The 4,889-nt window shown below is 65.0% G+C and carries 7 protein-coding genes; 2 read left to right on the top strand and 5 right to left on the bottom strand.

Annotated features, from left to right (window positions below; translation table 11 throughout):
• From DMB66_RS58195 to brxE, 4 genes are all read right to left on the bottom strand, one after another.
• Nucleotides 1-1,150: hypothetical protein (locus DMB66_RS58195; protein WP_233625589.1), on the bottom strand; the 1,150-nt coding region annotated here is incomplete at its 3' end.
• A gap of 8 nt (nt 1,151-1,158) precedes the next feature.
• On the bottom strand, nt 1,159-1,797 hold the full coding sequence (locus DMB66_RS58200) for a DUF1788 domain-containing protein (protein ID WP_125812517.1): 639 nt from the start codon (nt 1,795-1,797) through the stop codon (nt 1,159-1,161).
• Complete coding sequence (locus tag DMB66_RS58205; protein WP_125812518.1) at nt 1,794-2,579, bottom strand: DUF1819 domain-containing protein; 786 nt, start codon at nt 2,577-2,579, stop codon at nt 1,794-1,796. Before DMB66_RS58205 ends, DMB66_RS58200 begins: the two co-directional genes overlap by 4 nt.
• Nucleotides 2,576-3,184, bottom strand: coding sequence for a BREX-6 system BrxE protein (gene brxE, locus DMB66_RS58210; RefSeq protein WP_125812519.1), 609 nt, complete (start codon nt 3,182-3,184; stop codon nt 2,576-2,578). The genes DMB66_RS58205 and brxE overlap by 4 nt, the downstream gene beginning before the upstream one ends.
• A gap of 327 nt (nt 3,185-3,511) precedes the next feature.
• Between brxE and DMB66_RS65480 the strand changes: the two genes are divergently transcribed.
• Entirely contained in the window at nt 3,512-3,898 is a 387-nt protein-coding gene (locus DMB66_RS65480) for an McrC family protein (RefSeq protein WP_255441643.1), read from the top strand.
• Nucleotides 3,823-4,314: an McrC family protein gene (locus DMB66_RS65485; protein WP_255441644.1), complete on the top strand. Its 492-nt coding sequence runs from the start codon at nt 3,823-3,825 to the stop codon at nt 4,312-4,314. The genes DMB66_RS65480 and DMB66_RS65485 overlap by 76 nt, the downstream gene beginning before the upstream one ends.
• A gap of 319 nt (nt 4,315-4,633) precedes the next feature.
• Here DMB66_RS65485 and DMB66_RS58220 read toward each other — a convergent pair.
• On the bottom strand, nt 4,634-4,889 hold a 256-nt coding region (locus DMB66_RS58220; protein ID WP_199753275.1), incomplete at its 5' end, for a transposase.

Here is a 4,889-nt window from a genome sequence, read left to right on the forward strand (position 1 = left end):
CATAGGCATACAGCTTGAGGTCGGGCCGGTAGCGCTCGAACAGCGTGCGCAGCTGTCCCTCGGTCTCGGGCCGCTTCTGCAGGAGCCGCTTGTGGACGACATCGCGGATGTTCGTGGCGGCGAGGTGGACACGAAGCTTCGAAGGGAAGCGGTCCTTGGCCCACACCAGGAAGGAGTCGTCCGCCTCCTCGTCAAGCTTCTGCTGCCCAAGTGCCAACAGCCATGCCTTGCCGTGAAGCGTGGAGCCCATCGCGGTCGCAAAGGCGCGCAACCGATCCACGCGGTCCTTACTGGACAGAACGTACTGGGACACCTCGTCGACGACAAGAAACAGTGTGGCACTGGGGCGGCGGAACTTGAGCATGTCGCGGATGGCGGCCACGGCCTCCTCGGGCGACTCCGAGCGGGTATGGGTGCCACCGCGGCTGGTGAACCAGCTCATGGGGTCGGTGTACCGATCGGGGTACATCGCGTTCATGACCTGGGAGAACTCCTCCTCGGCCAGCGACTTGTCCTTCACGCTGGCCCAGGGAATGCCCAGCACCTCCTGGGCCGTCTTCTCGAAGCGGGACCACTCCCCGTCGCGTTCGAGGCCCAACTCAAAGTCGGCTACCAGGGCCTCGGCGCAGTAACCAAGCCGCCGCTGGACCTGTCGAACGGTCGCGGCATGGATATGCTCGTTGTCCCGCGCGATGCCGCCGATGTCGAACACGACGGCCAGCGGATCGATCTTCTGGCGAAGTACGCGCCAAGCCTGGCGGAGTTCAGCGGACCTCGGTGACGTGTCGCGCTGAAGCCACGCTTCCGCGAGCGAGCCTCCATCCGACAATGCGACACCATCGAGCGCAAGCCCGAGGAGCTTGGCGAAGCTCGACTTACCGGAGCCGTAGAACCCTGAGACCCAGATATTGGGGAGTTCAGGTCCGCCGGCCTTGTCGAGCTCCGTAGCGATATTCGTGAGCAGCCGAACGTACTGCTCATGGATGCCGTCCGGCACACGGCGATGGTTCGGATGGTCCTCGGGCCAGCCCCCGGTGATGATGTATTCGGAAACCTCGTCGGTGAGCTTGTCCGGGCCCTGCTCGTGGAAATACACCACAGGTGGGATGTCCCGGGTGACGTCCGAGACGAAGAGGTCGCGAATCAGCATGGTGTCCCTCATGGATAGATCCGGGGCCGGTAGTCGTTGTCCGGGTTGAGAATGCCCATAAATGAGAGTCCAGCCGGGCCTTGCCGTGCGCCCGGATAGAGCAGCACGACCGGGACGTTTCGTGTCCGGCCGTCGAGGTGACGAAGAAGAGCAGATGTCCGAATGAATGGGTACATCGCGCCTGCGCGTCCGATGAGGACGACGGTTCGATCGACGGCGCCTGGGTTGTTGTCGGCGTATTCGCAGATCAGACGGCCGCAATCAGCCGCGATCCCGTCCGGCCCCTCGACCAGAGGTGAGAGCTTGGACTTCAGGTAGTTCAGCCCGCGTACTGGTTCGATGTCAGCCATGCGCCGTTCCATCTGCATGACGCGGTCGACCCACTCCGAGCCCTGCGCCCTGACCCGGTCGAGCAGGAGCTTCTGGAGACTGATCGAAATGATCATCCAGCCGTTTGCGGAAAGATCGGTGGTCAGGCGCTGTACCTCGCCGCGAAGCTTGAACTCGTCGGACGGTTCGTACTGCAGGATCGCGAATCGGTAATTTCGCATCGTGCTGATGCTCGGTCCATCGGCGTTGATGAGATCTCGCCGAAGCGCGGCAAACGCCTCGCGCAGTGGGCTCTGCTCGAAGATAGGGAGCGTCACGAGGCGGCTCCAGCCATACACGGCTGGGCGCCTCGGAGGCTGACGTCGGCCCACATCCGCAGGTCGCGGTACTTCCAGCCGTAGTCGACAAGGTTACCCTGCCGCTTGAACGCGAGCCCCGGAAGTTTTCGTAGGCGTTCATCGAGGACGGCACCTTCCAGCCCGACCGAACGAAGATACGGGTTGTCAAGCATGCTGCCTTCGAATTCCGTCTCACGGAGTAGATACAGAAGATACTCAAGCGCCTCGTCGGGCACGCGTGGCACACCGAGCGGACGAGGGTCACGGATTTTGGTGACCAAGGCGGCTGAGTGTGCCGCCGCGAGAAGCTTGCTGGCAAGCTCGATCCGCATGGACATCTTCCAGCGTGCGCCCGCTTGATCGCTGACCCACCCGACGGCAAGATCGCGAGTCACCTCCGGGCGTAGCCCGCAACGACGGTCCGTCAGATACCCGCCTGTGAAACGCCGGTACAGCGGGTCGGTCAGCTGTAGGTGCCAGTGGCAGATGACTCTGCGTATGTCCGGCGACATCTGTTCCCAGCTGTGGAGTACGGCTAACGCAGACGGGAACGCGCCGAATCGCGCCCGCATGTTGGTGACGAGAATCTTGACCCGCGCCAGACTTCGGGCGCCGAACCAGTACTCATCGAAGGCCCTCTGCGCGTTCACGGAGATTTCCTCGTCGACACGGGCCCAGAAGGCGCGCGAGTTGTCGACCTCGAGGGCACACTTCGACAGGCGCGTGTGCACCTCCGTCACCTCTCGCGGTCGATCCGTCATGGCATCCTCCTGAAGTGCGGAAGCGGATAGCGCTCGCCCTCCGGTGCGAGTCCTGCGATCAGCTTCCGTACCAGTTGATCCAAGGCGATCGGAGGACTCCCCTTGAGTAGCCGCCCGCCTGGAGAGGCTGTCCCCTCGGCAGTGCCGTGGCCAGCGACCCAGTCCCAGAACCGATTCCGGTCCCAGCCGCCACTGACGATCGCCAGACCCGGAAGTGCCTCCTCTGGCGCGCGGCTCAAGCGCTTCAGATCTTGGAAACGCTCCTCGATCCGCTCGTCCAGTTCGAAACCCAGATTGAAGAGTGAGATGAGGCGATCCGGGTCGTGGTCCTGACGCCGGACTTCCGAGTCCATCCTTCGGGCGGCTTCTCGCGCGCCCTGAAGCACTGCCCAGCGCCAGGTGCTCGGCAACAGCCGGCGGAACAGATCCTCGCCGCCGTACTCGGAGACGAGATCAGACCGCCACCAACCAAGCCGACCTCCTTCCCCTGTCTCGCCGGCCCACGCCACAACGAGCTGCGAGGTGAGCGCTCTGTCGATATCCGATGTCGGAACCGGTGCTCGTTCGGTTACGGTCGGTATATCTTCGACTTCGAATAAGCTCATGACTCGACCTTCTCGTCGTCCGACTTCGCCACTCCGCCCGGTTTAATCCAAGCACTGACCTGCGGAAGCTTGGATCTCCGTAGCCGGGGCCACCCGGTGCATGGTATGGGCCGTTGACTTGGCCTTATGCACCGTCTTTCCGGCAACGCCAAGGTAGTCCGCGACCTCCTCCGCCGCAGCCCCGAGCACATGCTCCTGCATTATCCAGTACCCGCAGGATGAAGACGCGGTGACTCCCGGCCGCTCTATCGGGACCTGTGGCCGGCCCTCGCCGAGTCCCTGGTCTGACAGGCGGAGCGGGCCCTCCACCCGGAGTGCTACAGGGACATGTCGCTGTCGACGAGGCGCTACCGCTTGTTCGGGGCCGGATCGGCTCCCGATCAGTGGGCGCGCCGGCCCGCGCAGCCGTTGCCGATCGAGGTCACGTACGACGACTACACCGTGGACACCGTCGAGAACCGGCTTCTACGGACCGCGCTGCGCTGGATGGCCGGGGTTCCCCGGCTGCCGGACTCGACGCGCGCCCGGCTGAGCCACCTGGACGGACGGCTCGACGGGTTCGGCTGCTGCCAGGCGGTGCAATCCTGCCGAGGTGGCGGCCCGGCCGGCTCAACGTCCGGTACCTGCCCGCGCTGCGTCTGGCCGAGCTGGTGTTGCGGCAATACAGCGCAGACCCGGGGCGGGGTGGCCGGCGCATGGCCGCGTTCGTTGTGAACGCGGCGATGGTCTTCGAGGACTTCGTCACGAGGGCAGTGCGCGAGGCGTTGCGGCGTCGTCCGGGACGAACCGAGTCCCAGTATCGGAGGCATTTCGACGGGGAACGGACGATTCCGATCCGGCCGGACGTCGTGCATGTCGAGGCCGAGGGTCCGGTCGCGGTGTTCGACGCGAAGTACAAGCTGGAGGGGCCAGTCGCCGACGCGTACCAGATGCGCGCATATTGCACCGCGCTCAGCCTGACCACCGGCTGGCTGATCTACGCGCGGGGCACTCCCGACGCGCTGCACCGGTACATCCGCAATACAGACATCAACATCGTCCAGCACAGCCTCGACCTCGACACCGACCCGGCCGATTTGCTGCGGCAGGTTGCCGACCTCGCCGGCCGTGCGCTCATCAAGGTGTGCTGAGGAAATCGCGCCAGCAGCAATCAGGGTGGCCGGCCGGCGGTCATCTATCACCGTGACGTGAACCGCGCGGTCGACGACCGGCTGGTGGTCACGCGTCCCGCATCGATCGCCCAGTTCATTAGCACTCCGGCATGACCCTCAGCCTCGATCCACCGACGCAGTCGGTGTCGATCGCCGTTGATCATTTCTGTGTGGGGTGATCCGGCGGGCGTGTGGGAGTCGCCGATCTCGTGATCGGCTTGCCCTGGACGCGTTTGTTCGGGTGGAGCAGGGTTGTGGCCTGTGGCCGGGCCGCCTGGATTCTGCGGGTTCCGGCTGGTCAGCCGGGGGTGGCCTGGACGGCGGTGAACAGGTTGTCGAACGCCGTCTGCCAGGGCCAGTGCTCGGGGAGGTGCAGGTGGATGGTGCGGGCCCGATGCGCGATCCGGGCGGCGACGTTGATGATCCGGGTACGAATCGTCGCTGGCCGGGCGCCGGCTTGAGGGCCGGCGGCGAGGTGCCCGGCGGTGCGGGTGAGGTTATGGGCGATTGCGGCGCAGGTCAGCCAGGCGTCGTTCGCGCTGACCTCCTGGAGG

This window comes from Actinoplanes sp. ATCC 53533 (assembly GCF_003947245.1).